The sequence below is a fragment of the Neorhizobium sp. DAR64872/K0K18 genome, from assembly GCF_050500175.1.
In the GTDB taxonomy this organism is placed as follows: Bacteria; Pseudomonadota; Alphaproteobacteria; order Rhizobiales; family Rhizobiaceae; genus Neorhizobium; species Neorhizobium soli.
Map to the genome: position 1 here is coordinate 2,237,659 of NZ_CP191446.1, position 23,950 is coordinate 2,261,608.

A 23,950-nucleotide genomic window follows, 5' to 3' on the forward strand; every position below is an offset into this window, starting at 1 on the left:
GAGAGGCGAGGACGATCCGGAGAAAACCGCTGGGCAGCCTCTATGCTTAGAACAGCCCTTCAATCAGCCCATCCGCGTTGAGATGGATCCGCTCGGCTGAAGGCGCGCTCGGAAGGCCCGGCATGGTCATGATCTCGCCGGTGATCGCCACGATAAAGCCGGCGCCGGCCGACAGCCGCACTTCGCGCACATGCACCACATGCCCTTCCGGCGCACCGCGCAGGTTGGGATCGGTGGAGAACGAATATTGCGTCTTGGCGATGCAGACCGGCAGATGGCCGTAGCCGGCGCTTTCCCAGGCCTTCAGCTGATCGCGCACCGGCTTTTCCGCCGTCACCTCGCCGGCATGATAGATCTTGGTGGCGACCGCCTCGATCTTGTCCATCAGCGGCATGTCATCAGGATAGATCGGCTTGAAGGCGGCGGCACCGCTTTCGGCCAGTTCCACCACCTTGTAGGACAGTTCCTCGATGCCGGCCGATCCTTCCGCCCAGTGACGGCAGAGGATCGCCTCGGCGCCGTGATGCGAGACGTAGTCCTTGATCGCCGCCACTTCCGCATCGGTATCCGAGATGAAGTGATTGATCGCGACCACGACCGGCACGCCGAACTTGCGCACGTTTGCGATGTGACGGCCGAGGTTGGCGCAGCCGCGCGTCAGCGCTTCTACATTCTCTGTCCCGAGATCGTCCTTCTTCACGCCGCCGTTCATCTTCAGCGCCCGGATGGTCGCAACGATCACGGCCGCATCGGGCTTCAGGCCTGCCTTGCGGCACTTGATGTCGAAGAACTTTTCGGCCCCCAGATCCGCTCCGAACCCCGCTTCGGTCACCACGTAGTCGCCAAGCTTCAGCGCCGTCTTCGTCGCGATCACGGAATTGCAGCCATGGGCGATGTTGGCGAACGGCCCGCCATGCACCAGCGCCGGATTGTTTTCCAGCGTCTGCACCAGGTTCGGCTGCATCGCGTCTTTCAAAAGCACCGCCATCGCCTTGTCGGCCTTGATGTCGCGGGCATAGACCGGCGAGCGGTCGAACCGGTAGCCGATGACGATATCGCCGAGCCGCTTTTCGAGGTCGGCCAGATCCTGCGCCAGGCAGAGGATCGCCATCACTTCGGATGCGACGGTAATGTCGAAGCCGCTTTCGCGGGCAAACCCGTTCGACACGCCGCCGAGCGAGGTCACGGTCTGGCGCAGCGCCCGGTCGTTCATGTCCATCACCCGCCGCCAGGTGATGCGGCGCGTGTCGATGTCGAGCGCGTTGCCCCAGTAGACATGGTTGTCGATCATCGCCGACAGGAGATTGTGCGCAGAGGTAATGGCGTGGAAGTCACCGGTGAAATGCAGGTTGATGTCTTCCATCGGCACGACCTGCGCATAGCCGCCGCCGGCAGCCCCGCCCTTGACGCCGAAACAGGGGCCGAGCGACGGCTCGCGCACGCAGATCACGGCCTTCTTGCCGATCCGGTTCAGCCCGTCGCCGAGGCCTACCGTGGTCGTCGTCTTGCCCTCGCCGGCAGGCGTCGGATTGATCGCCGTCACGAGGATCAGCTTGCCATCGGGGCGGCCCTGGAGCGAGCCGATGAAATCGGCCCCGATCTTCGCCTTGTCATGGCCGTAGGGCACCAACGCCTCGGGAGAGATGCCAAGCGCCGCGCCAATGTCCGCGATCGGTTTCTTTTCTGCCGCGCGGGCGATCTCGATGTCGGATGGAACGGGGGCCATGCTTGTCTCTCGCTTGTTGGTTTGCGTGAACCATGGCCACAGCCGCTTCCCCACGACAAGCCCGGAACGGGAACAGCGCCCTGATTATGCACACTACAACGCGCTCATCCACACACCAAAGTTGCAATTTAATTCGATACAATCTTATATATCTCTGATCCATGGGGGATCGAGGGGGAACGACCAATGAACCTTATTCTCTGCTGCGACGGCACCTGGAACACGCCCGACGATATGGATGGCGGCCAGCCTAGCCCGACCAATGTTCGCAAGATTTACAATGCAGTCGCCGACAAGGATGCCGCTGGCATCAAACAGGATGCCTACTATCACCCCGGTGTCGGCACAGACGGAACCTGGTGGCGACGTGCGGTGGAAGGCGGTACCGGCAAGGGTCTCGCTGACAACATCAAGGGCGCTTACAAATGGCTTGCCAGCACCTACAAATCCGGAGATCAAATCTATCTGTTCGGCTTCAGCCGTGGCGCCTACACGGTCCGCAGCCTCGGCGGCATGATCTCCAAATGCGGCCTTCTGGATATCAAAGCCTCTAAGCTCGACGAAGAGGGAACCTGGAAGGCGATCGAGGCGATCTTCACGGAGTACCGCGCCGAGAGCGAAGCCGGCGCCAAGCGCAAACAGTCCGGCAAGATCCACTTCCACAACGTCGCCCCAGGCGGCACCCGCAATGCCTCAACGCTCATCCAGTTCATCGGCGTCTGGGATACGGTCGGCGCGCTCGGCATTCCCGATGACATGGGGTTTCTCAACCTTCTCGACAATCCGGAGAACCATGAGTTTCACGATACGACACTCGGTTCCGCCGTCCTCAACGCCCGCCATGCGGTCGCGCTCGACGAGTTCCGCCAAAGTTTCATGCCGACGCTCTGGGTCAAGCCGGATGGCTGGACCGGAACGCTGAAACAGGTCTGGTTCCCAGGCGTGCATGGTGATGTCGGCGGTGGCTATGCCGCAACGGGCCTTTCGGACGGCGCTCTCCTGTGGATGATGAACGAGGCAAAAAGCTGCGGTCTCGTATTCCGCGAAGGGGCTGAAAACCAGCTGAGGCCGGATCCGCGCGGCGTGCTGCATGATTCCGCCAGTGGCATCTTCGCCAAGCTGAAAACGAGACCGCGCGCCGTACCGCACGTGACCACAACGCCTTCAGAAGATTTGCACAGCTCCGCCTCCGAGCGGCACCGCACCCCGCCCTTGTCGCAGGGGCGCTACCGGCACGCCAACGCAGACCTGCCCGCAGAGGTCGACGTCTTCGCACGCGACCACTGGAACGACACCGGCATCTTTCTGCAAAAGGGCATTACCTACACGTTCGTCGCGAAAGGCGAGTGGACCGATGGCACGGTCCTGTGCAACGCCGATGGCCCGAAAGATGGAGGAAACTTCCAGGCCGGTGAGATTGCCCATATTGCCTCGAGCGGCCTTGGCCAGCTCGAGAAGGCGTGGAAATGGTCGACCGGAAACCAGCAGGTGGATTTCTGGTGGACCCGTCGCGAGGAGGAGCTTCCCTGGTTCAGCCTGATCGGCGTGATCGCCAACGACGTGCCGCCGCCCGCTCAGCAGCAGACGCCCAAGAACGGCATTCTCAAACTGCCCCACGAGGTGTTTCTCATCCGCAGCAAGGCGAAATTCACACCGAAGGGCGACGGCTATCTTTACTGCTTCGCCAACGATGCCTGGGGCGCCTACGGCAACAACCGCGGCAGCGTCAGGCTGACAGTCGCCTCTTCCCCGACTTCCGCAAACCCACCACCGAGCCACTGACCAACCACGCCGTGACGACGACCAACACTCGTCACGGCGTGCTCTCACCACACGCCGCGCAAAAACATGAGTATTACACTCAGATTCAAACTTGACTCATTTAGTTTAGATTTCTAAGGCTTTTTGCGGGGCTTCTGCTTCGGCGGAAATCAAACAATCCGAACGTTACCAGGACGCAGGCTATCGCCGCCCGATGTCTCTGCATGTCTTTTTGAGGGGAACCACCATGCCTACCCGTTCGTCGCGGCATCGCCATCTCTACGCCGGAACTGCCGCACTTCTGCTGATCACGGCCGCGCCGCCGGCATCGGCGCAAGAGACTGCCCAGACCACCGCTGGAACGACCGCCGCTGGAACGACCGCCGCGACCCAGGTTGCCGATGGCCAGGATACGACCGCCCTGAAGCCGATCGTGTTGCGCGACGGGACTTCCGTCGGCAAGTCCGACTCGCCGCTGACCGAAACGACAGATCGTCAGGTCATCCAGGACCGGATGGTCACCGATTTCAAGGATTTCTCCCGTCGCGTCGATGCCGGCGTCACCTTCAACCGGCAGAGCCAGAGCATCAACATTCGCGGTCTGCAAAACGAGCGCGTCCTGACGACGATCGACGGGATCCGCCAGCCCTGGCTGACCGACCCGCGCGATAGCGCCCGTGGCGGCAACAACGCCTTCGATTTCGACACGCTTTCGACGATCGATATCACCAAGGGTGCCGATTCGAGCCGCGTCGGTTCCGGCGCTCTTGGCGGCGCAGTCCAGCTCTACACGATCAATCCGGAAGACCTGATCGAGGACGGCCGTAATTTCGGCGCCCTGACCAAGAGCACCTATGACAGCGCCGACCGCAGCCTCGGCAACAATGCCGCCATCGCCGCACGACACAATGACAGCTGGTTCATGCTCCAGGGCGGCTACAAGCGCGGCAACGAGACCGATAACGAGGGCGAAATAGGTGGTTACGGCACCACCCGCACGGAGGCCAATCCAAGCGATTACTGGCAGCGCAACCTGCTCGCCAAGTTCCACCAGTATATCGAGGGCGGCCATCGTTTCGGCCTGACCGGCGAACTCTTCAACAAGGAGATCGACAGCGACAACATGCGCGGCACGACCACGAGCTACCAGCAGGGCACGCTGAAGAGCGGCGAAGAGGTCGATCGCAAGCGGCTGTCGGCATCCTACGACTTTACCTCCCCCAGCGGCGGCGACATCGTCGATCAGGCGAGCATCATCACCTACTGGCAAAAGCAGCGACTGAACAACACGACGGACGGGTTCCGCCTCACCGACCCACGCGGCTCAATCATTCCCGGCGACCCCTTCTTCTACGGCTCCCCAAGCGGTATCTACAGCCGAGACAACCAGCTGACACAGGATAGCTACGGCATCTCCGGCAGCGCCTCGAAGGAACTGACCATCGGCGGCGTCAGCCACGAATTCCGGTTCGGCGGCGAGCTCTCCTGGCAGAAGACCTATCAATACTCCTCCGGCGTCGACAATTGCCCTGATGTCGACTGGACGACCATCCCGCAACCCTTCGGTCCCCAGTCCTGCCGCATGCTCCATTCCAATTCGTCCGATATGCCTGACGTCGACGGGATGATCCTCGGCATGTATGCCGAAGACGACATCAAGTTCTTCGAGGACCGCCTGACGGTGACGCCCGGTGTGCGCTTCGACTGGTACGATTACGATCCGAAATCGACCGCAAGCTTCGAGGACAGCCCGAACTACGATCCGGCCTATCTCGAAAGCAACAACGACTTCGGCATCTCCCCGAAACTCCGCCTGGGCTGGAAGGCGACCCAGGAACTGGAACTGTTTGCCCAGTATGCCCGCGGCTTCCGCGCGCCGACCGCGACCGAGCTTTACCAGAATTACGGCGCTCCGGGCTCCTATGCCCGCATCGGAAATCCTGATCTCGAAACCGAAACCAGCAACGGTTTTGAAATCGGCGCCAAATACGACGCGGCCGACTATTCGTTCAAGGCGACCGCCTTCAACAACTACTACAAGAACTTCATCGACACGGTCACCATCGCGCCTCCAGGCGGTGAGTACCCGGTCGGCGGCATCACCGGCTACGAAAACCTCAACCACGTCCGCATCTACGGCATCGAGCTGGGCGGCGAATGGCGCTTCGATCCAAGCTGGCGCACTTGGGGCTCGTTTGCCTATTCGCACGGTAAGGATACCGATACCGGCGACTACCTGAACTCGGTCGCGCCGCTGCGCGCCATCATCGGCCTCGGCTATTCATCCGAGACCTGGGGCTCGGACGTCTCGCTGACGCTTGCGTCCTCCCGCAACAAGGTCAGCGGCACCGGCTTCGAAGCACCCGGTTACGGTCTCGTCGATACGACCGTGTGGTGGGCACCCGAAAAGGTTGGTACCGTCGATCTCTCGGGCCTCAAGGTTCAGGCCGGCGTCTTCAACGTGTTCGACAAGAAGTACTTTGACGCGGTCAGCGTCCCGGACGGCGTTTCGGCTTCGGCGCAGGACTTCTACAGCGAGCCCGGCCGCAGCTTCAAACTGTCGGTGACCAAGAAGTTCTGATCCCTCCCCGACGATCGCCCTTTGATCCTGGACGCCGCATTCCCCGTAGGGGGTGCGGCGTTTTCGTCAGGACAGGCATCTTGCACCGGTTTTCGGCCCGGCTTATGGGAATCTCCAGCGCCTGCAACGGAGAACGGCCCCCATGAAATCGCTGGAACTGCTTGTCGAGAAGATCATCCTCTCCAGTCGCTGGCTGCTCGTCGTCTTCTATCTGGGCCTGGTTGCCGCACTCGCCGTCTACGCGCTGTCTTTCATGTTCAAGTTCTGGAAAGTCGCCAAGGAAGTCTTCACGCTGAGTGAAGCCGAAATGATCCTCGCCATGCTGGGTCTCATTGATGCGGCACTCGTTGCGAGCCTGATCGTGATGGTGATGATCTCTGGTTACGAGAACTTCGTTAGCCGCTTCGACGAAACGGAAGCCGACGTTTCGTTCCTCGGCAAACTGGATGCCGGAAGCCTCAAGATCAAGGTCGCCTCCTCCATCGTTGCCATCTCGTCGATCCATCTCCTGCAGATCTTCCTCAATGCCAACCAGTACTCGGATACCACGCTGATGTGGTACACGATCATCCACCTCACCTTTGTGGTCTCGGCCGTCATGCTCGGCTGGCTGGAGAAGATCATGGCGACGACAAAGGCCCACAAACACGAAACCAAGCTTTGACCGACTCAGGGTCTAAATTACCCCGGATCAGGCCGGACCGGTGATTGACGAACCGCAAAAGGGCTTGCGAATGAGCCCATCTCGGCGATACATGAGACAAATATAACAGTATCTCGGAAAATTACTCCACACGGGGGCTTTTGCTCACTTTTCCGCTGGATTCACAAAGCGATTAGTATATTTGTTGCGCTTAACATAATAACCATTCACTTTTTTCGAAGCTAATATGATCACGCTGGAGCGGCAATCGATCCTCAACGGCGAAATTTCTGCAGCCTACTCCCGTGCGGAGATTTCGACGGTCTTTGAACGGGCCACACGCGAATTCGGCTTGCGCCATTTCGCTCTGGTCAAGCTTCCGCCTGCAAGCGAGACGCTTCTGTCCCGCATCATCGTCGAGACCAATCTTCCCAAGGACTATATCCGCGAATTCGATCGACTGCGGCTGCTGCCACGCACCCGGATGGCGGATGCCACGAGCGGCTGGTCGCTCCCGGACTGTTGCTGTCTCGATGATCGCAACTCGCCTGGCCAGCTCCCGCCGGACCTGATCGCCCTGCGCCGTCAGTACGGCATGATCACCAGCGTGGCCATGGCGCTTCATTCGGTCGATGGTACCGGCTTCCGCATCCGCATGTCGGGAGATCGTCCGCGCCTGACCCAGGCGGAACTGAACGAAATCGGCATGGTTATTTTGCACGCCTTCGCGGTGTTCGATCGCATCCGCCGATCGGAGCAGGCATCGACCTTCGGACCGCTGACCACGCGGGAACTTGAAGTCGTACGCTGGACGGCACAGGGCAAGACCTCGTCCGAAATCGGCAAGATCCTCTCCCTTTCCGATCACACGGTCAACGCCTACATGACCAACGCCATCAAGAAGCTCGATTGCGTCAACCGCACCCAGCTTGTGGCAAAAGCGCTGAGACTGCGGCTGATCAGCTAGCGCTGCCGCAGCCGCACCGTCTTACCGATCCAGCACGCCGCGCACCTCAACGAGGTTGGAGCGCACCATCAGCGTATGGAAGCCCATCACCGACAGATGGCTCGGCATGATCATGCCGTCTTCCGCCCCATTGGACACGATCGACGGCTGGATGCGAAGTGCTGCGCGGAAACGCGACAGCGTCTCGTTCCAAAGCTGCGTCAGGTTGCGCTCGCGTATGACCTGCGAGAAGTCGGCACCGGCTGCAGAAAGCACGGCGTAATAGCCGTAGAGCTGGCCATAGGCGAACCAGAAACGGTCGTCGGCACGGGTATCGAACCAGCCGGCCGCATGGTTTTCCGACCGGTCGCGCAGGATCGCAGCCGTCGCACCAAGATCATTGGCGATCCGGTCGACGAACTGCACGAGATTGTCGGAGCGGCTGTCGAAGGTCGCGTTGCAGGCGGTGAGATCGGCGTTGAAGGCCCGCAGCTTTTCGATCGCGGTGCGATAGTAGCTCGGCGTCGGCGTTTTGAAGCCAAACGGATCGACACCGAAATACCAGGAATACTCATCAAACTGCAGGTTGCCGCGGGCATCCTGTAGGTTGGTGTTGACACCCGACGTGCCACGCACGCGGCCGAGCGTATCGACAAGTTCGCTGGACGTGCGTCGCACCGCCTGGTTCACGCCGCGCTGGAACGAAGCCTTGTTGTCGAGAAATGGCGTGTTGTCCCAGCTGATGCCGAAGAAGCCGAGCCGGTAGAGCAGCATGGACGAGATCCACGCATTCTGGTTCACGTTGGCGTCGGTCAGATCCGCCGCCGCATCGACGATCGCCGACGACTGGCACTGGCGGGCAGCCACAACAGGCGCGGCGGGCACCGGAGAAGACGCGGCCGTCCCGTTCGATGTTTCGGCAGCAGCCGCCGCCACGGGCGCCGTCGCAGGAAGGTCCTGGCCGGCCGGCACGGTGCGCTCATTCCAGCGATAGGCATCGACAAAGCTCGGGTTGAACCCGGTCCAGATCTGGGTCTGCACGAAGAAATAGCCGTAAAGACCAAACAGGATAACGAGGAATGCCAGGATCGGCGCCTTCACCATCAGGTTCCGCTCGCCATACCAGCCGTGAGCGGCGCGAAACGGCCAGACGATCCCGGCGACGAGCAGTCCGATGCCCCTTGCGATCGCCTTGCCCAGGGTCTGAAGTGAGGCCTTGAGCCGGTCGAGCATCCTGTTCTCCTGTCTGTGGGGCCGATAGGTACGCCCGGTTGTTCCAACAGATATGGTTCCGCAAGCAGGCAAACAACCGCGCTGCACAAAAATCGGCAGCGGAGCACGGGTTTACGATCGCAGATAGCCGCCAAACGGCCAGTGCGGCATCCTCCAACGCCCGTCCCTGGCGCTCTTCACAGCCGTCACCTCTCCAGGCTCGCTCCCATCGGTCACGGACACCGGATCGGTCTCCGCCTTCGGCAGGAACCGGTCGGCAAAGGCCTGTTGCGCCGCCCGCTTTGCTTGCCCGGCACCGGAGGCCCGCCAGGCACTCTCGGCAAATACCCCTGCTACCGGAACACTGTAGGGGAGAAGACCCTGCAGCGGTGGATCGCGCTGCCAGAGCGCCTGATGAACCGCCAGCAGGTCGCCGGTGTCGAAAAGCACCTTGTGGCGCAAGATATTGAGCGTCATCACGCTGGCGTTCATCCGGTCGGTTATACCGTTCATCAGCCGGAAAAGGCCTTCCGTCCGGCCCACCGCGTCGGGTTTGGACAGATCCTCGCCCATCAACCCGCGCACCAGCTCCCTGCGGTGGTCGGCAAGGTCGAGAAGCCCCCTCTCGAACCGGTAGCGTCCCATCATCAGCGCGACACGTTCCTTGTCGAGCAGCGTGTAGAACGCATTTCCGACATCGAGGAGCTGCTTCACGGGCTCGATGCCCGTCCTGTTTTGCCCCGAACGTTGACCGGACCATTTCGTGGTCCAGCCGAGTATGCGCTTCAAACTGGTGGGCTCGACAGGATCGTCGAAGGTCTGCCGCAGCCTCGTCACCGCATCGCCGAACGCGCCGACCGCTTTGGCGAGATCCGCCTCCAGGCCGTCGCCCATCATCGTCACCCGTGCCTGCCGCTCGGCCTCGGCTTCGAGGTCTGCGACATCTGGAACGTGTCTGTCCTTCACCCCTCGCGAAAGCATCGCTTCGGATGTGGCGAGCTCGTCCCACATTGCCTGAAACGCCGTCGCGATCCGGGATATTTCCTCGTGAAATCGCCGGTAATCTCCCATGCCCTGCCCTCCCCAAAGCACTCCCGCGGCCATGCCACCGTCCGGGAGAATTTCAAGGTATCACAGGCTGGAAAAATCGCTACGTCGTTTCAACGCAAACGGGAACAATGACAGTCTTCGCGTCGCCGCTTACCAGCAGCGCATCTTTTCTTCCCAGTGCCGACGGCAAAGCGAGACGTAGCGGTCGTTACCGCCCACTTCAACCTGTGCGCCTTCGCGAAGCGCCTCGCCATCGGCATCCACACGCACGACCATGGTCGCCTTGCGCCCGCAGTGGCAGATCGTGCGGACTTCACGCAGTTCGTCGGCAATCGCCAGCAACTCCTGCGACCCCGGAAACAGCTTCCCGCGGAAATCGGTCCGCAGACCATAGGCCATGACCGGAATGCCGACGCGGTCGGTGATGCGGGCAAGCTGCCACACCTGCTCGGACGTCAGGAACTGCGCCTCGTCGATAAAGACGCAGGTCAGCGGCTCCTGCGCATGCAAGGTTGAAATTTCGGCATAGAGATCGTCCGCCGGGCTGAACGGGATTGCCTCGGACGACAACCCGATCCGCGATGCAACGCGCCCCTGGCCGCCCCGGTGGTCGAAGTCGGCGATGAAGATTGCCGTGCGCATGCCGCGTTCGCGGTAGTTGTAGGATGCCTGCAGCAGCATGGTCGATTTGCCGGCATTCATCGTCGCGTAATGGAAGTAAAGCTTGGCCATGCGGCTTTGTGATGCCGATCGGCATCGAAGAAAAGCGCCGCCACGCAAAACCCACAAAAAATACGCGAACGACCCATCAATCGGCGCCTTGTCGCAAATGGTGGCTTCAGACGCCGTGATGCACAAGCTTGCCTGTTTCGGAGAGATATTGATAAGGTTGGGCATGATTTTAATGGGGAGCATAAATATGACCATGACCGTTTCGACCAAGACCATTCTGGCCGCCGCCGTCTCCATGATGGCGCTGAGCGGAGCTGCTTCGGCCGCCGAGCCGGCAAGCTGCGGCACCGTCCGTTTCTCCGATGTCGGCTGGACCGACATCACCGCCACGACCGCCACCGCCTCCGTCCTTTTGAAGGCGCTCGGCTATGAGACGGATGTGAAGGTGCTTTCGGTGCCGGTCACCTATTCGTCGCTGAAAAACAAGGATATTGACGTCTTTCTCGGCAACTGGATGCCGACCCAGGAAGCCGACGTCCGGCCCTTCCTCACCGACAAGTCGGTGGAATCCATCGGCCCCAACCTCGTCGGCGCCAAGTACACGCTGGCAACCAATTCCAAGGGCGCCGAACTCGGAATCAAGGACTTCAAGGATATCGCAGCCAAGGCCGATGCTTTGGGCGGCAAGATCTATGGCATCGAACCCGGCAATGACGGCAACCGCCTGATCCTCGGCATGATCGAGAAGGACACATTCGGCCTCAAGAAGCTGGAAGTGGTGGAATCTTCTGAACAGGGCATGCTGGCCCAGGTCGCCCGCGCCGACAAGGCCGGCGAACCCGTCGTCTTCCTCGGCTGGGAACCGCATCCGATGAACGCCAACTTCAAGCTGACCTACCTCACCGGCGGTGACGACGTGTTCGGCGCGAATTTCGGCGGCGCCGAAGTCTATACCAACGTCCGCGCCGGCTACACGCAGGAATGCCCCAATGTCGGCACCTTCATCAAGAACCTGAAGTTCTCGCTGCCGATGGAAAACCAGATCATGGGCGGCATCCTCAACGACGGTGAAGAGCCGGAAGCAGCGGCGACCACGTGGCTGAAGGCCAATGGCGCTGCGATCACCCCGTGGCTTGCCGGCGTCACCACCAAGGACGGCAAGCCAGCCGAGGCCGCGGTCAAGGCCGAACTCGGCCTGTAAGACGCGTCGCAAACCGGCGAATGCCGGCGGTGTGATCCTCGGGCCCGTCCCGAGGATCCGCTGACGTTGGTAGACCCTTGGGGGCGCCCTCGAGGGTAACGCTTTCGCTCCTTGTATTTCCTTCCAGACGAGGCAGGCACGCGACGTGAACTGGCTAACCAACTCGCTCCCGAACTGGCTTGTGGATTCCACCGGCAAGATCCGCCTTGGAAACTGGGCGAAAGATGCGGTCGACTGGCTGACCACCAATGCCGACTGGTTCTTCAACTGGCTCGCCACCGTGCTGTCGGCGGTCATCGATGCGATCCTGTACGTGCTGCAGGGGCCGAACCCCTTCGTGCTGATCGCCATCGTCACGGCGCTCGCCTTCTGGCTGAGACGATCCGTCTCGATATCAGCCTTCACCGCAATCGGTCTGTTGCTAATCTATAACCAGGGCTACTGGAAAGAGACGACGGAGACGCTGGCGCTAGTCCTTGCAGCCACCGCCGTCTGCATGGCGGTCGGCATTCCGATCGGAATCGCTGCCGCCCGTCGCCCCTGGCTCTACGAAATCCTGCGGCCGATCCTCGACCTGATGCAGACCATTCCCACCTTCGTCTATCTCATCCCGGCGCTCATTCTGTTCGGCCTCGGCATGGTGCCGGGCCTCATCGCAACCGTCATCTTCGCTATCCCCGCCCCGGTCCGACTCACCCGCCTCGGCATCATCTCGACGCCTGGATCTCTGACCGAAGCAGCCGTCGCCTTCGGCGCGACGCCGTCGCAGGTCCTGCGCAAGATCGAGCTCCCTTACGCGATGCCGCAGATCATGGCCGGTCTGACCCAGACGATCATGCTGTCGCTGTCGATGGTGGTAATCGCAGCGCTTGTCGGTGCCCCCGGTCTCGGCGTACCGGTCGTGCGCGCGCTCAACACCGTCAACATCGCCCGCGGCTTTGATGCCGGCTTCTGCATCGTCATCCTGGCGATCATTCTCGACCGCATGTTCAGAACGGCAGAACCGGGAGGCAAGTCATGACCGACGCGATGAACCGGACAGCGCCTGCCGCCGTCACCTTCTCGAAGGTCGATATCATCTTCGGCAACAACCCGGAGCGGGCTGTCAAACTGCTCGACCAGGGCATGACGCGCGACCAGATCTCGGAAGAAACCGGGATCGTGCTCGGTGTCGCCGATGCCACGCTGTCGGTGCGCGAAGGCGAAATCCTGGTGCTGATGGGCCTGTCCGGCTCGGGCAAGTCGACGCTCCTGCGCGCCGTCAACGGTCTGGCGCCGGTCGTGCGCGGCGCGGTCAGCGTTGCCACCCCGTCCGGACCGGTCGATCCCTACAAAGCCGGCACCCGCACCCTGCGCGATCTTCGGATGCACACGGTTTCGATGGTCTTCCAGCAGTTCGCGCTGCTGCCGTGGCGTACCGTCGCCGACAATGTCGGCTTCGGGCTTGAACTCGCCGGCGTCGCCGAACCGGAGCGGCGCAAGCGCGTCGACGAACAGCTGGAACTCGTCAACCTCAGCCAGTGGGCGGATCGCAAGGTGGGTGAACTCTCCGGCGGCATGCAGCAGCGTGTCGGCCTTGCCCGCGCCTTTGCCACCGGCGCGCCGATCCTGCTGATGGACGAACCGTTTTCGGCGCTCGATCCGTTGATCCGCACACGCCTTCAGGACGAGCTGCTGGAATTCCAGCGCCGCCTGAAAAAGACCATCCTGTTCGTCAGCCACGATCTCGACGAGGCTTTCCGCATCGGCAACCGCATCGCCATCATGGAAGGCGGCCGTATCGTCCAGTGCGGCACCCCGCAGCAGATCGTCCAGGCACCCGCAAACCAGTATGTCGCCGATTTCGTCCAGCACATGAACCCGATCAGCCTGCTCACCGCCGGCGACGTGATGCGGCAAGGCGTAACCGCCGATGCCGGGGCGCCGCCGGTGTCGGCAACAGCGAAGAGCACCACGCCGCTGGTCGACATCATGGATGCGCTGGCCCGCCAGAGGGGGTCGATCGCGGTCGTCGATAACGGCGCCGTCGTCGGCGCGATTACGGCTGACGACGTGATTGCAGGTCTGACACGCCATCGACGCCGGACTTGATGCAAATCAAGGCGGACTGACACTCGTTTGTTAATGATCTGCTGTTATAGAGATTTGAAATTTAGAACTGGTGAATATTTTGACCGACGAGCTGCAGGGCGCAATGACGGTGAGACAGGCTCTTCCACCGACCTCTGCGCAGGAACCTTCGAAAGATCAAAGCGTGTTGCGCGACACGGATGAGGAAGCACGCCACCTTGCTAGGATGCTGGTGCGCGGCGCCCGTCACATGGCGCTTGCGGTGCTTGATCCCACAAGCGGTTTTCCCTCCGCGAGCCGCGTGCTGACCGGAACCGATCTCGATGGCGTGCCGGTGATTCTCGTATCGGCGCTGTCGGGTCATACGAAGGGATTGGCAGGCGATCCCCGCTGTTCTCTACTCGCCGGCGAGACCGGCAAGGGCGATCCGCTCGCCCATCCGCGAATCACCGTTCAGTGCATTGCGGAAAAAGTGGAAAGGGATAGTCCCGTCCATCTGCGCATCCGCCAGCGGTTTCTGGACCGTCATCCGAAAGCAAAACTCTATATCGACTTTCCGGATTTCTACTTTTTTCGCCTTGTTCCGCAGTCGGCCTCGCTTAACGGCGGCTTTGGCAGGGCCTATGCCTTGGATGGCAGCGACTTTGTCATCGCGAACCCTGGAAGCGGCGAGGAATGGAGTAATTTCTCGCGCGATATCAGAGAGTTGACGGACGAAGCGAACAGCCTTGCCGCACGGCTCGGCGCAAAGAATGCTGGTCAATGGCGGTTCGTCGGTGCAGATAGCGCCGGGCTAGATCTGATCGCCGGAGACACATTGCTGAGACATGAGTTCAGGACGTTGCAATCGTCCCCCGAGCACGCGTCCCAGTATATTTTCAATATGTCTAAAACAGTGTAGTCGACTACCCAAAATCTAGGGATATACAACTTTGATGTCTGCTGGTTTAGTCAGTTCCAGGGACTACGGCATTACCGGAGCACGGCATGCTCAGGAAGAGGGGATAGAGATATGATGGAAACGATGCCACTTTCAGACCACTCGAATGCAGCAGCGAATTTGCTGTCTGCGATGGCAAATCCAAAGCGGCTGATGATTTTGTGCTGCCTGGTCAAGGGCGAAGTAGCTGTGGGGGCACTGGCTACTCAAGTTGGCCTGAGCCAGTCTGCACTGTCACAGCACTTGTCCAAGCTGCGCGCGCAGAAACTGGTGAAGACGCGCCGCGATGCGCAGACGATCTATTATTCGAGTTCCGCGGACTCGGTTCTCAAGGTCCTGTCGACGCTTGAAAACATCTACTGCATCCCGGCTGAGACGAAATCTGCAGCCGCCTGAAATCTTGTCCGCTGCATGACGCGGCGGGTCAGAACGCATCCACACAGCGTTGCCGGCATGGCTGGTAGCATTTTTTCTTTTTGAAATTTGCTTTGTAAGATTTTTTGAAACCGATGAAATCTCTGGAAATGGCTCGTCTCGCGACGAGCCATTTCTGTTTTGACTATGCCTTGAAGAAGGCCAGGAGATCCGCGTTGATGACGTCGGCATGCGTCGTCGCCATGCCATGCGGCAGACCTTCATAGACCTTGAGCGTACCGTTCTTCAAAAGCTTGGATGATAGCATCGCCGAATCGGCGATCGGCACGATCTGGTCGTCGTCGCCATGCATGACGAGAACCGGCAGGTCGATCGCCTTGAGGTCTTCCGTGAAGTCGGTTTCGGAAAACGCCTTGATGCAATCGTAATGCGACTTTGTGCCGCCCATCATGCCCTGACGCCACCAGTTGCGGATGACGCCCTCGGAAACCTCAGCACCGTCGCGGTTGTAGCCGTAGAACGGTCCGGTCGGGATATCGAGGAAGAACTGCGCCCGGTTGGCCGCCTGTGCGGTGCGAAATCCGTCGAACACAGACAGCGGCAGGCCGCCCGGATTGCTGTCGCTCTGCACCATGACAGGCGGCACCGCACCGATCAGCACGGCCTTGGCAACGCGACCCTGCGGCTGGCCGAATTTTGCGACATAGCGCGTGACCTCGCCTCCGCCCGTCGAGTGACCGACATGGATGGCTTGCTTCAGGTCCAGATGCGCGGCCAGCTCGGCAACGTCTGCCGCATAGGTATCCATCTCGTTGCCGGTATCGGTCTGGCTGGAACGGCCGTGCCCGCGACGGTCATGCGCGATCACGCGATAACCCTGGTCGAGGAAGAACAGCATCTGGGCGTCCCAATCGTCGGACGAAAGCGGCCATCCGTGATGGAAGACAATCGGCTGGGCGTCCTTGCTGCCCCAGTCCTTGAAATATATCTGCGTGCCGTCGCTGGTGGTGATGTAGCTGCTGCTCATGGCTTACCCTCGATTGATATGACAGGTGAGAGGTGAACGTCTGCATTTGGCTGACCGGTGCATCGGGCAGCGCCTGCAGATTATGATTCCCTCTCGCTTTTGCAACTCTTGATAAAAGCCAGAACCGGACATTCAACAATATGGTTGACAATTGCGGCGGAGGTTCTAAGTTAAACCTTATGGTTGAATTAACGGAACATCAGATCGATGCGGTTTTCCAGGCTCTGAGCGACACCACGCGCCGGCAGATGCTGACGGCTCTTGGAAGCGGCGGGCAGACTGTCGGACAACTGGCAGCCCCCTACGACATGTCGCTGGCAGCCGCGTCGAAACACATCAAGGTCTTGGAGGCAGCCGGGCTGGTCCGCCGGGAAATCCAGGGCCGTACGCATCTCTGCCGCCTTTCGCCAGGCCCGCTCGCCGCCGCCCACGACTGGCTGGTCTTCTACGAACGCTTCTGGACCGCCGGCCTCGACACGCTCGACCGGCTGTTGCGCGAGGACGATGCGATCAAGACCACCGTCCCGCAAGGCGAGGCCACCACCAAAGCCGAAGGAAAACCGCACAGCAAACCGGGAGACGATCAATGACCGACATGACATCGTTGAGCAGGCACGCCTTCATGACAGAACCCCTCGCCCTGACGATCCAGCGCAAGCTGCCAGGGCCGATCGAACGCATCTGGGACTATGTCACCGACAGCGATCTGCGCCGCCAGTGGCTTGCGTCCGGCACGATGCCGAGCCAGCCGGGCGGCACGTTCGAGCTCGTCTGGCGCAATGACGGACTCAGCGATGATTCCGCCGGCCGCCCCGAAGGCTTTCCCGAAGAACAGCGCATGCAGAGCGAGATGATCGCCTTCGAAGCACCCCACCGGGTGGTCTTCTCCTGGCCACCTTCAGGCGAGGTCTCGATCGAACTGCAGGCCGTCGGCAAGGATGTTCTTCTGACCCTCACCCACCGCCGCATTTCCGACCGTCGAAACATGGTCATGGTCGGCGCTGGCTGGCATGCCCACCTCGACATCCTCGAGGTCAAGGCAGCGGGCAAAAATCCTGCCGCCTTCTGGCCCGCATGGCTTCGCCTGCGCGAGGAATACGAAGCCATCGTTCCCGCCTGAGATCCTCTAGCGACCACACCCCGCCCCGGCGCGAGCCTCAGGCACCGGCAACCAGAAATGGAGCAGCGTCCATGCATGAACCCTTTACCGGCGGCTGCACCTGCGGCGCCGTCCGTTACACCGTCACCGGCGACCCCGTCGCCATGGTCGATTGTCAGTGCCGTCAGTGCCAGCGCGAAAGCGGCACCGGCCACACGTCCAATCTCGTCTTTGCCGGAGCGACGGTGACGATCGAGGGCCAGCCGAGTCACTGGGAAGCAACAGGCGATGGTGGCACCGTGAAAAGACGCGCCTTTTGCCCAACCTGCGGCGCGCCCGTCTCCATGACCTTTCCGGCCATGCCGGACATGTTTGTCATCCGCGCAGCAAGCCTCGACGCACCGGACCGATATCGGCCGCAGATCATCACGTGGACCGACGCGGCCCAGCCATGGGACCACCTCGACCCGGCCCTTGCGCGCTTTGCGAAGATGCCGCCCGCGGCCTGACGCGAGGCAAACGGGACCGTCTCTGTCTCTGTCAAAAGGGCTGCCAAACCGCGGCCCTTTCGACAATCTTGGCCCTCGGGTCTTGAAGATGACAGCCGCCTGAGGCAATAGGCGCCATACGCTTTCCCAGGACCGTCACGAGGCCGACCGCACGATATGCTCCAGACACCCTACTACCTCATCGACAAGTCGAAACTTCTCCGCAACATGGAGAGGATCGCTGCTGTCCGCGAGACGTCGGGCGCCAAGGCATTGCTGGCGCTGAAATGCTTTGCCACATGGTCGGTATTCGATTTCATGCGCGACTACATGGATGGCACCACGTCCTCGTCGCTCAACGAAGTCCGCCTTGGCCATGAGCGCTTTGGAAAGGAAACCCACGCCTATTCCGTGGCGTACGCCGATTACGAGATCGACGAGGTCGTTTCGCACGCCGACAAGATCATCTTCAACTCGATCGGCCAGTTGCAGCGTTTCGAGAGCCAGTCGTCGGGCATTACCCGCGGCCTGCGCCTCAACCCCGGCGTCTCCTCGTCCACCTTCGATCTCGCCGATCCCGCCCGCCCTTTCTCGCGGCTGGGCGAATGGGACCAGAAGCAGGTCGAGCCGGTCATGGACCTGATCTCCGGCTTCATGATCCACAACAACTGCGAAAACGGCGACTTCTCGCTGTTTGATCGCATGCTCGGCGAAATCGAGCAGAAGTTCGGCCCCATCCTGAAGAAGGCCGAATGGGTCAGCCTCGGCGGCGGCATCCATTTCACCGGCGACGATTACCCGGTCGACCTGTTTGCCGAGCGCCTCAAGCGCTTTTCCGGCGAGTACGGCGTCCAGGTCTATCTCGAACCCGGCGAAGCCTCGATCACCCGCTCAACGACGCTGGAAACCACCGTCCTCGATACCCTTTACAACGGCAAGAACCTTGTCGTGGTGGATAGCTCCATCGAAGCGCACCTGCTGGATCTCCTGATCTACCGTGAAAACGCAAAGGTTCATCCAAACCAGGGACCGTATCGTGCCATGGTCTGCGGCAAGTCCTGTCTTGCCGGGGATATTTTCGGCGAGTTCGATTTTCCGAATGAACTGAAAGTTGGCGACCGCATTTCCTTTCAGGATGCCGCCGGCTACACGATGGTCAAGAAAAACTGGTTTAACGGCGTGCAAATGCCGGCAATCGCCATCCGTGAACTGGATGGCAGCCTCAGGACGGTCCGCGAGTTCGGCTACGCGGACTACGAACAAAGCCTATCCTGAGCACAAAGCTCAGCGGCTTCTGACGATTGGACTTGAAGGAACTCGTCCCCACCATGAAAAAGAACGTACTCATCATCGGCGCCGGTGGCGTCGCCCAGGTCGTGGCGCACAAATGCGCCCAGAACAACGACGTGCTCGGCGATATCCATATCGCCTCCCGCACCAAGTCGAAATGTGACGCCATCATCGCCTCGGTCCACGACAAGAAGGCGATGAAGGTTGAAGGCAAGCTCGAAGCCCGCGCCCTCGACGCCCTCGACATCGAAGCCACCAAAGCCCTCATCAAGGCGACCGGCAGCCAGATCGTCATCAATGTCGGCACCGCCTTCCTCAACATGTCGGTGCTGCGCGCCTGCATGGATACCGGCGTCGCCTATATCGACACCGCCATCCACGAAGAGCCGAACAAGATCTGCGAAACCCCGCCGTGGTACGGAAACTACGAGTGGAAGCGTGCGCAGGAATGCGAGGAAAAGGGCATCACCGCCATCCTCGGCGCCGGCTTTGATCCGGGCGTCGTCAACGCCTATGCCCGCCTTGCCAAGGATGACTATCTCGACAAGGTCACCGACGTCGACATCGTCGACATCAATGCCGGCAGCCATGGCAAGTATTTCGCCACCAACTTCGATCCGGAAATCAACTTCCGCGAATTCACCGGTGTCGTCTACGCCTGGCAGGGCGGCGAATGGACCGTCAACAAGATGTTCGAAATCGGCAAGGACTACGACCTGCCGGTCGTCGGCACGCGCCGCGCCTATCTCTGCGGCCATGACGAAGTGCATTCGCTGGCAAAGAACATGGATGGCGCCGACGTGCGCTTCTGGATGGGCTTTGGCGATCACTACATCAACGTCTTCACCGTCCTGAAGTCGATCGGCCTTCTCTCGGAGCAGCCGGTCAAGCTTGCCGACGGTTCCGAAGTCGTGCCGCTCAAGGTCGTCAAGGCCTGCCTGCCCGACCCGTCGTCGCTCGCGCCGGAATACGAAGGCAAGACCTGCATCGGCGATTTCGTGAAGGGCATCAAGGACGGCAAGGAACGCACGGTGTTCATCTACAACGTCGCCGACCACAAGGAAGCCTATAACGAAGTGGGCTCCCAGGGCATCAGCTATACCGCGGGCGTTCCCCCGGTCGCCGCCGCCATGCTGGTGGCATCAGGTGAATGGGATGTGAAGAAGATGTCAAACGTCGAAGAACTGGCGCCAAAGCCTTTCCTCAACATCTTGAACAAGATCGGCCTGCAGACCTGCATCCGCGACGAAAACGGCGAACGCGAGCTGCATTTCGACTGAGATCGGAACATCAGCCCTTCAAGCATCAAAAAAGCCCGCGAGCGATCGCGGGCTTTTTTCTTTGTAACGATGTGAAAACGAGGCTGCCCTCACCATCCAGGCAAAGTCAGGCCCGTCCACTCAGCGCCAGGACGTCCCGTCGGCGCTCGCGCAGCCATAGGGCGGCGGCACCTCGCCGAACGTCGCATGCAGCTTGTCGCAGCCCCATTTGTTCAACGGTCCCGGCAGACGGCTGTTGATCTCGATACCGACCTCGTCATACGCCGAACTCGTGTTCGACACGTAGCTATACCAGCGCTGCCCGATAAACCCGGTCGCTGCGATGAGAACAACCAAAACAACCAAAATAATTCTGCTCATGAAAATCCCTTACTTTTGAACCCCCTCCGTAAATAGTCAGGCCTGCCACCGCAAGGGTAAGCGCTTGTCTTTTCTAAGGAAAGTGTGACCAGCGGCGGGAAAAGCGAAGGGTGGCTTTAGTGGTTCCTGCTCAGCGCTGCACCGCGGCCCGGTCGAATGCGGTGCGATGGCCATCCGGATCGAACGGCGTCTTGAAGTCAAAAGCGAAGGAAGAGGACTCGTGGTCGTGCAGGTGCTCCAGACGTTCGCAGCCGTCCTGCCAGGTGGGAACATGACCTTCAGAGACCCACCACAAAACGTAAGGTGGCCATGTATGCCGGTCGAACCACTGCCGCGCATTCCGCATCGCCTCGATATGGATGGCCGAGTAGGTAAACGCGTAGAGCGCTGTCAGGTCGCGCCACAGGGAGAGGGTCGCCGGAGCCCAGCCGTCTCCATTGTCTATATGGAAACGCGGAAACACTTGAGGGCCCCAACTCTCAGGCCTCTCCTCGCCCTCGTAACCCGACCGAGCGACAAACCCCTCGCTCGTTTCCGCCGCACGAAAATTGAGGTCGTTCCTGTCGTGAAAACCCTGGTTTACCGGCTCGTCCGCGCGAACCCGGAAATTGTTGAAATTGTAGACGGCCAGGTGATGCATGCGATCCTCGTCTGCTTCCCCTTTGATGGCTTGTCTCTTTTCAAGCTACGGGAGCCATCGGCAGGCAGCAAGTAGCCTGAAATCGAAGCTACCGCGACATCAGAGGCCTCAGCCAAGACAACGGTCAGAGCCACCGCGAGGCGGTCGTGCGTCTCTATGCTTTCGGCCCGCGTCCCCGGCCCTGTCGCGGCTCCTTCGGCGGAGCCGCATACCCCGGAGGTTTTGTTTTCACCCAGGCAACGAATGTCCGTATCGCCGGGTCTTCAAGGATAGCCTCGATCGTCGAGAACTTCTTGGCGAGCTGGGCATCCGTCAAATTCACATGGATCTGGTCGTGACAGATCCGGTGCAGGCAAACCGTTTCCTTGCCGCCCTTGCTCTTGGGGACAAGATAATGCTTTTCCTGCTGATCCTCCGGGATCACCCGCTCGCACATGGGACAATACACGGGCTCCGGCGCAGCCTCGTCCCACGAAGCCGGTTCGTCTCTGTTCTTGCGGGCCATCGGTCCATCACCTGTTGAGCGCTGCCGGCCCTGCATCTCCATCTGGCTGGATCGATGCAAAGCCCTTGCCTCAGCAGATATCGCGTCCCGCAACCCGGAGCAATGCCGTTCGAAACAGACCTTGGACGTGGCATCGCCCAAATCCCGCTTCCCACGCGGACCCGCCATCACCCTCACCCCGCCCGAAAACCGTTTTCCCTTTCGTCCGCCTGCCCTACATGATGCATCGACGGATGCGCTGTGACGCACCCGGTCGATCACCCCTGCAGCGAATGACGCCACCCCCATGACCTTTTTCGAAAGCCTGCTCATCCTGATGCTGGTCGCGATCGTGCTGTTGCAGGTGTCGCGGCGGCTCTCCGTGCCCTATCCGTCGATGCTGGCGCTGGCGGGCGTCGCGGTGGCGCTGGTTCCGGGCGCGCCTTACTTCGCGCTCGATCCGGAGATCGCGCTGGCGCTGTTTATCGCGCCGGCTTTGCTCGATGCCGCCTTCGATTTTCCGGTGAATACCGCCAGGCGCTTCTGGTTGCCGCTTGTGGTCTTTGCGCTGGGCGGCGTCGTCGTCACCACGGCGACGGTCGCGGTCGCCGGCTATGTGATGGCCGGCCTGCCGATTGCAGCCGCCATCGTGCTCGGCGCCATCGTCGCGCCACCGGATGCCGCCGCCTCCACCGCAGTCCTCTCCACCATGTCGGTGCCGCGCACCACCGATGCCATCCTGCGCGGCGAAAGCCTGTTCAACGATGCGGCAGCACTTCTGATCTTCGGGGCAGCCCTTGCGGTCCAGTCGGCCGGCGGGCTTGATCGCGAGGTAACGACCCATCTCGTTCTTGCCGTTCCCGGCGGCATCCTGCTCGGCTGGGTCGCGGCGCTGGTAATCCGCCGCCTGTCGGCCTACGTCACAGGCACGCTTGGTGGCAATCTCCTGCAATTCGTCCAGACCTTCCTTCTGTGGATCCTCGCCGAACATCTGGAACTGTCTGCGGTGCTCGCCATCGTCACCTTCGCCATGACGATCGCCAGCACCAGCGAAAGCCTGTCGTCGGCGCGCATGCGGGTGCAGTCCTATGCGGTCTGGACCGTCGTCGTGTTCGTCCTCAACGTCGTCGCCTTCCTGCTGATGGGCATGCAGGTGCGCGACATCTATGCGGACATGGAGGTCGGCCATTTCGCAGAAGCTCTGCTGTTTTCCGCCGTGATCGTCGCCATCGTCATCGCCACCCGCTTCGCGCTCTGCCTCGCCTATAACCGCATCGAAGCCTGGCGGGCACGTCGCGACGGACGCGAGGAACCGGCATCGACCAGACAGGCGATCCTCGCCTCCTGGTGCGGCATGCGCGGCCTCCTCTCGCTTGCCACGGCCTACGCGCTTCCCGCCGATTTCCCCGAACGCGACATGGTCGTGCTGACCGCCTTCGCCGTGGTCATCGCCACGCTCGTCCTGCAGGGCCTGACGCTGTCACCGCTCATCCGCTGGCTCGGCCTCGACCGGCGCCATACCAGCGCGCAGGAACTGTCTGAGATGCGCCGCCGCGTCGTCAAGGCAGGCATCGGCCGCCTCGACGGCGAGACGGGAACAGAAGCCGAAAAACTGCGCGCAAAGCTCACGATGGAACACCAGGCCTTCGACGACCCGGACCGTGCTGCCTCGATGGACACCTACCGCCGGCTGGTGCTTCTCTTCATCGCCGGACAACGCACCGAACTCGAAAACCTCCGCGCCTCCTACGAACTCAATGTCGACGAATACAATCTCCTCCTCGAGGAAATCGACTGGCGCGAACTCTCGATCCTCCCCGAAGACGACCGACGGATCGAGGAGATCTGATCAGGGAAAGCGGTGCGGGATCAACGGGCGTTGGACCACCCAAGACGTCTTGCTCCCCGCACCAATTCACAGACACCGGCGCCGATAGTTTGGCGCCCACAGTCCCCTACGCTCCCTCATTCCTGTGCTCGTCACAGGAATCCAGCCAGCCCAAGTCCTTGGGCTGGAAGAACCGTCGTCGCCCCACCGACGCGTCGGCAAAATTCCTGTGGCAATCACAGGAAAGAGGGGAAGATTGCCTCCCCCTCCCATTCCA

The 23,950-nt window shown here is 61.0% G+C and carries 23 protein-coding genes; 15 read left to right on the top strand and 8 right to left on the bottom strand.

Features of this window, described 5'->3' with window-relative positions:
- Positions 1-46 precede the first annotated feature (46 nt).
- Positions 47-1,726, bottom strand: a complete 1,680-nt coding sequence (locus ACQY1P_RS16440) for a formate--tetrahydrofolate ligase (protein ID WP_430254425.1) — start codon at positions 1,724-1,726, stop codon at positions 47-49.
- A 186-nt stretch (positions 1,727-1,912) separates the two neighbouring features.
- On the opposite strand from ACQY1P_RS16440, the gene ACQY1P_RS16445 reads away from it, so the two are divergent.
- The 4 genes from ACQY1P_RS16445 to ACQY1P_RS16460 all read left to right on the top strand — a co-directional run bounded on the left by ACQY1P_RS16445 (position 1,913) and on the right by ACQY1P_RS16460 (position 7,678).
- Positions 1,913-3,508, top strand: a complete 1,596-nt coding sequence (locus tag ACQY1P_RS16445) for a DUF2235 domain-containing protein (RefSeq protein WP_430254427.1) — start codon at positions 1,913-1,915, stop codon at positions 3,506-3,508.
- Positions 3,509-3,734: 226 nt separating this feature from the next.
- Positions 3,735-6,068: a TonB-dependent hemoglobin/transferrin/lactoferrin family receptor gene (locus tag ACQY1P_RS16450; RefSeq protein WP_430254429.1), complete on the top strand. Its 2,334-nt coding sequence runs from the start codon at positions 3,735-3,737 to the stop codon at positions 6,066-6,068.
- A 142-nt stretch (positions 6,069-6,210) separates the two neighbouring features.
- Positions 6,211-6,732 carry a TIGR00645 family protein gene (locus ACQY1P_RS16455; protein ID WP_082472017.1) on the top strand — a complete coding sequence of 174 codons (522 nt, stop codon included), beginning with the start codon at positions 6,211-6,213 and terminating at the stop codon, positions 6,730-6,732.
- Between the two features lie 226 nt (positions 6,733-6,958).
- Entirely contained in the window at positions 6,959-7,678 is a 720-nt protein-coding gene (locus tag ACQY1P_RS16460) for a helix-turn-helix transcriptional regulator (protein WP_062455631.1), read from the top strand.
- A gap of 21 nt (positions 7,679-7,699) precedes the next feature.
- On the opposite strand, the gene ACQY1P_RS16465 is transcribed toward ACQY1P_RS16460, so the two are convergent.
- The 3 genes from ACQY1P_RS16465 to ACQY1P_RS16475 all read right to left on the bottom strand — a co-directional run bounded on the left by ACQY1P_RS16465 (position 7,700) and on the right by ACQY1P_RS16475 (position 10,651).
- The gene (locus ACQY1P_RS16465; protein ID WP_430254431.1) at positions 7,700-8,890 is read right to left on the bottom strand and encodes a DUF2333 family protein; all 1,191 of its coding nucleotides are present in this window, start codon (positions 8,888-8,890) and stop codon (positions 7,700-7,702) included.
- A 111-nt stretch (positions 8,891-9,001) separates the two neighbouring features.
- A complete protein-coding gene (locus ACQY1P_RS16470; RefSeq protein ID WP_430254433.1) occupies positions 9,002-9,973 on the bottom strand; it encodes a hypothetical protein in 972 nt (323 codons plus the stop codon).
- A gap of 96 nt (positions 9,974-10,069) precedes the next feature.
- Complete coding sequence (locus tag ACQY1P_RS16475; protein WP_062455623.1) at positions 10,070-10,651, bottom strand: thymidine kinase; 582 nt, start codon at positions 10,649-10,651, stop codon at positions 10,070-10,072.
- Between the two features lie 193 nt (positions 10,652-10,844).
- On the opposite strand from ACQY1P_RS16475, the gene ACQY1P_RS16480 reads away from it, so the two are divergent.
- The 5 genes from ACQY1P_RS16480 (at position 10,845) to ACQY1P_RS16500 (ending at position 15,198) form a co-directional block, all read left to right on the top strand.
- Positions 10,845-11,792, top strand: coding sequence for a choline ABC transporter substrate-binding protein (locus ACQY1P_RS16480; protein WP_430243817.1), 948 nt, complete (start codon positions 10,845-10,847; stop codon positions 11,790-11,792).
- Between the two features lie 145 nt (positions 11,793-11,937).
- Entirely contained in the window at positions 11,938-12,813 is an 876-nt protein-coding gene (gene choW, locus ACQY1P_RS16485; protein WP_062455618.1) for a choline ABC transporter permease subunit, read from the top strand.
- Positions 12,810-13,883, top strand: a complete 1,074-nt coding sequence (choV, locus tag ACQY1P_RS16490) for a choline ABC transporter ATP-binding protein (protein ID WP_062455615.1) — start codon at positions 12,810-12,812, stop codon at positions 13,881-13,883. Before choW ends, choV begins: the two co-directional genes overlap by 4 nt.
- A 103-nt stretch (positions 13,884-13,986) precedes the next feature.
- The gene (locus ACQY1P_RS16495) at positions 13,987-14,763 is read left to right on the top strand and encodes a HugZ family protein (RefSeq protein WP_430256721.1); all 777 of its coding nucleotides are present in this window, start codon (positions 13,987-13,989) and stop codon (positions 14,761-14,763) included.
- A gap of 114 nt (positions 14,764-14,877) precedes the next feature.
- A complete protein-coding gene (locus ACQY1P_RS16500; protein ID WP_062457893.1) occupies positions 14,878-15,198 on the top strand; it encodes an ArsR/SmtB family transcription factor in 321 nt (106 codons plus the stop codon).
- 163 nt (positions 15,199-15,361) lie between these two features.
- Here the strand turns inward: ACQY1P_RS16500 and ACQY1P_RS16505 are convergent, their stop codons facing one another.
- Positions 15,362-16,204 carry an alpha/beta fold hydrolase gene (locus ACQY1P_RS16505; protein ID WP_430254434.1) on the bottom strand — a complete coding sequence of 281 codons (843 nt, stop codon included), beginning with the start codon at positions 16,202-16,204 and terminating at the stop codon, positions 15,362-15,364.
- A gap of 179 nt (positions 16,205-16,383) precedes the next feature.
- Between ACQY1P_RS16505 and ACQY1P_RS16510 the strand changes: the two genes are divergently transcribed.
- The 5 genes from ACQY1P_RS16510 (at position 16,384) to ACQY1P_RS16530 (ending at position 20,361) form a co-directional block, all read left to right on the top strand.
- On the top strand, positions 16,384-16,794 hold the full coding sequence (locus tag ACQY1P_RS16510; protein WP_430254436.1) for an ArsR/SmtB family transcription factor: 411 nt from the start codon (positions 16,384-16,386) through the stop codon (positions 16,792-16,794).
- Positions 16,791-17,324, top strand: a complete 534-nt coding sequence (locus tag ACQY1P_RS16515; protein ID WP_430254438.1) for an SRPBCC family protein — start codon at positions 16,791-16,793, stop codon at positions 17,322-17,324. The genes ACQY1P_RS16510 and ACQY1P_RS16515 overlap by 4 nt, the downstream gene beginning before the upstream one ends.
- 71 nt (positions 17,325-17,395) lie before the next feature.
- On the top strand, positions 17,396-17,812 hold the full coding sequence (locus ACQY1P_RS16520; RefSeq protein WP_430254440.1) for a GFA family protein: 417 nt from the start codon (positions 17,396-17,398) through the stop codon (positions 17,810-17,812).
- A gap of 156 nt (positions 17,813-17,968) precedes the next feature.
- Positions 17,969-19,066 (top strand): carboxynorspermidine decarboxylase, encoded by a 1,098-nt coding sequence (locus tag ACQY1P_RS16525; RefSeq protein ID WP_430254442.1) that lies wholly within the window; start codon positions 17,969-17,971, stop codon positions 19,064-19,066.
- A 53-nt stretch (positions 19,067-19,119) separates the two neighbouring features.
- Positions 19,120-20,361, top strand: a complete 1,242-nt coding sequence (locus ACQY1P_RS16530; protein ID WP_430254444.1) for a saccharopine dehydrogenase family protein — start codon at positions 19,120-19,122, stop codon at positions 20,359-20,361.
- 120 nt (positions 20,362-20,481) lie between these two features.
- Here the strand turns inward: ACQY1P_RS16530 and ACQY1P_RS16535 are convergent, their stop codons facing one another.
- The 3 genes from ACQY1P_RS16535 to ACQY1P_RS16545 form a co-directional block, all read right to left on the bottom strand.
- On the bottom strand, positions 20,482-20,721 hold the full coding sequence (locus tag ACQY1P_RS16535) for a hypothetical protein (protein ID WP_113110776.1): 240 nt from the start codon (positions 20,719-20,721) through the stop codon (positions 20,482-20,484).
- A 130-nt stretch (positions 20,722-20,851) separates the two neighbouring features.
- The gene (locus ACQY1P_RS16540) at positions 20,852-21,361 is read right to left on the bottom strand and encodes a DUF3291 domain-containing protein (RefSeq protein ID WP_430254446.1); all 510 of its coding nucleotides are present in this window, start codon (positions 21,359-21,361) and stop codon (positions 20,852-20,854) included.
- 154 nt (positions 21,362-21,515) lie between these two features.
- Positions 21,516-22,178 carry a hypothetical protein gene (locus ACQY1P_RS16545; RefSeq protein ID WP_430254447.1) on the bottom strand — a complete coding sequence of 221 codons (663 nt, stop codon included), beginning with the start codon at positions 22,176-22,178 and terminating at the stop codon, positions 21,516-21,518.
- On the opposite strand from ACQY1P_RS16545, the gene ACQY1P_RS16550 reads away from it, so the two are divergent.
- On the top strand, positions 22,153-23,694 hold the full coding sequence (locus ACQY1P_RS16550; RefSeq protein ID WP_430254449.1) for a cation:proton antiporter: 1,542 nt from the start codon (positions 22,153-22,155) through the stop codon (positions 23,692-23,694). The two genes, ACQY1P_RS16545 and ACQY1P_RS16550, sit on opposite strands and share 26 nt — an antisense overlap.
- Positions 23,695-23,950: the final 256 nt, after the last annotated feature.

Excerpts from the sequence above, each read along its gene's own strand:
- ACQY1P_RS16455 (WP_082472017.1), top strand. The coding sequence starts at position 6,211 with ATGAAATCGCTGGAACTGCTTGTCGAGAAGATCATCCTCTCCAGTCGC.
- ACQY1P_RS16540 (WP_430254446.1), bottom strand. The coding sequence starts at position 21,361 with ATGCATCACCTGGCCGTCTACAATTTCAACAATTTCCGGGTTCGCGCG.
- ACQY1P_RS16470 (WP_430254433.1), bottom strand. The coding sequence starts at position 9,973 with ATGGCCGCGGGAGTGCTTTGGGGAGGGCAGGGCATGGGAGATTACCGG.
- ACQY1P_RS16460 (WP_062455631.1), top strand. The coding sequence starts at position 6,959 with ATGATCACGCTGGAGCGGCAATCGATCCTCAACGGCGAAATTTCTGCA.
- ACQY1P_RS16500 (WP_062457893.1), top strand. The coding sequence starts at position 14,878 with ATGGAAACGATGCCACTTTCAGACCACTCGAATGCAGCAGCGAATTTG.
- ACQY1P_RS16550 (WP_430254449.1), top strand. The coding sequence starts at position 22,153 with ATGACCTTTTTCGAAAGCCTGCTCATCCTGATGCTGGTCGCGATCGTG.
- ACQY1P_RS16510 (WP_430254436.1), top strand. The coding sequence starts at position 16,384 with ATGGTTGAATTAACGGAACATCAGATCGATGCGGTTTTCCAGGCTCTG.
- ACQY1P_RS16520 (WP_430254440.1), top strand. The coding sequence starts at position 17,396 with ATGCATGAACCCTTTACCGGCGGCTGCACCTGCGGCGCCGTCCGTTAC.
- ACQY1P_RS16480 (WP_430243817.1), top strand. The coding sequence starts at position 10,845 with ATGACCGTTTCGACCAAGACCATTCTGGCCGCCGCCGTCTCCATGATG.
- ACQY1P_RS16465 (WP_430254431.1), bottom strand. The coding sequence starts at position 8,890 with ATGCTCGACCGGCTCAAGGCCTCACTTCAGACCCTGGGCAAGGCGATC.
- ACQY1P_RS16475 (WP_062455623.1), bottom strand. The coding sequence starts at position 10,651 with ATGGCCAAGCTTTACTTCCATTACGCGACGATGAATGCCGGCAAATCG.
- ACQY1P_RS16530 (WP_430254444.1), top strand. The coding sequence starts at position 19,120 with ATGAAAAAGAACGTACTCATCATCGGCGCCGGTGGCGTCGCCCAGGTC.
- ACQY1P_RS16515 (WP_430254438.1), top strand. The coding sequence starts at position 16,791 with ATGACCGACATGACATCGTTGAGCAGGCACGCCTTCATGACAGAACCC.
- ACQY1P_RS16535 (WP_113110776.1), bottom strand. The coding sequence starts at position 20,721 with ATGAGCAGAATTATTTTGGTTGTTTTGGTTGTTCTCATCGCAGCGACC.
- ACQY1P_RS16505 (WP_430254434.1), bottom strand. The coding sequence starts at position 16,204 with ATGAGCAGCAGCTACATCACCACCAGCGACGGCACGCAGATATATTTC.
- ACQY1P_RS16495 (WP_430256721.1), top strand. The coding sequence starts at position 13,987 with ATGACGGTGAGACAGGCTCTTCCACCGACCTCTGCGCAGGAACCTTCG.
- ACQY1P_RS16545 (WP_430254447.1), bottom strand. The coding sequence starts at position 22,178 with ATGAGCAGGCTTTCGAAAAAGGTCATGGGGGTGGCGTCATTCGCTGCA.
- ACQY1P_RS16445 (WP_430254427.1), top strand. The coding sequence starts at position 1,913 with ATGAACCTTATTCTCTGCTGCGACGGCACCTGGAACACGCCCGACGAT.
- ACQY1P_RS16450 (WP_430254429.1), top strand. The coding sequence starts at position 3,735 with ATGCCTACCCGTTCGTCGCGGCATCGCCATCTCTACGCCGGAACTGCC.
- choV (WP_062455615.1), top strand. The coding sequence starts at position 12,810 with ATGACCGACGCGATGAACCGGACAGCGCCTGCCGCCGTCACCTTCTCG.
- ACQY1P_RS16525 (WP_430254442.1), top strand. The coding sequence starts at position 17,969 with ATGCTCCAGACACCCTACTACCTCATCGACAAGTCGAAACTTCTCCGC.
- ACQY1P_RS16440 (WP_430254425.1), bottom strand. The coding sequence starts at position 1,726 with ATGGCCCCCGTTCCATCCGACATCGAGATCGCCCGCGCGGCAGAAAAG.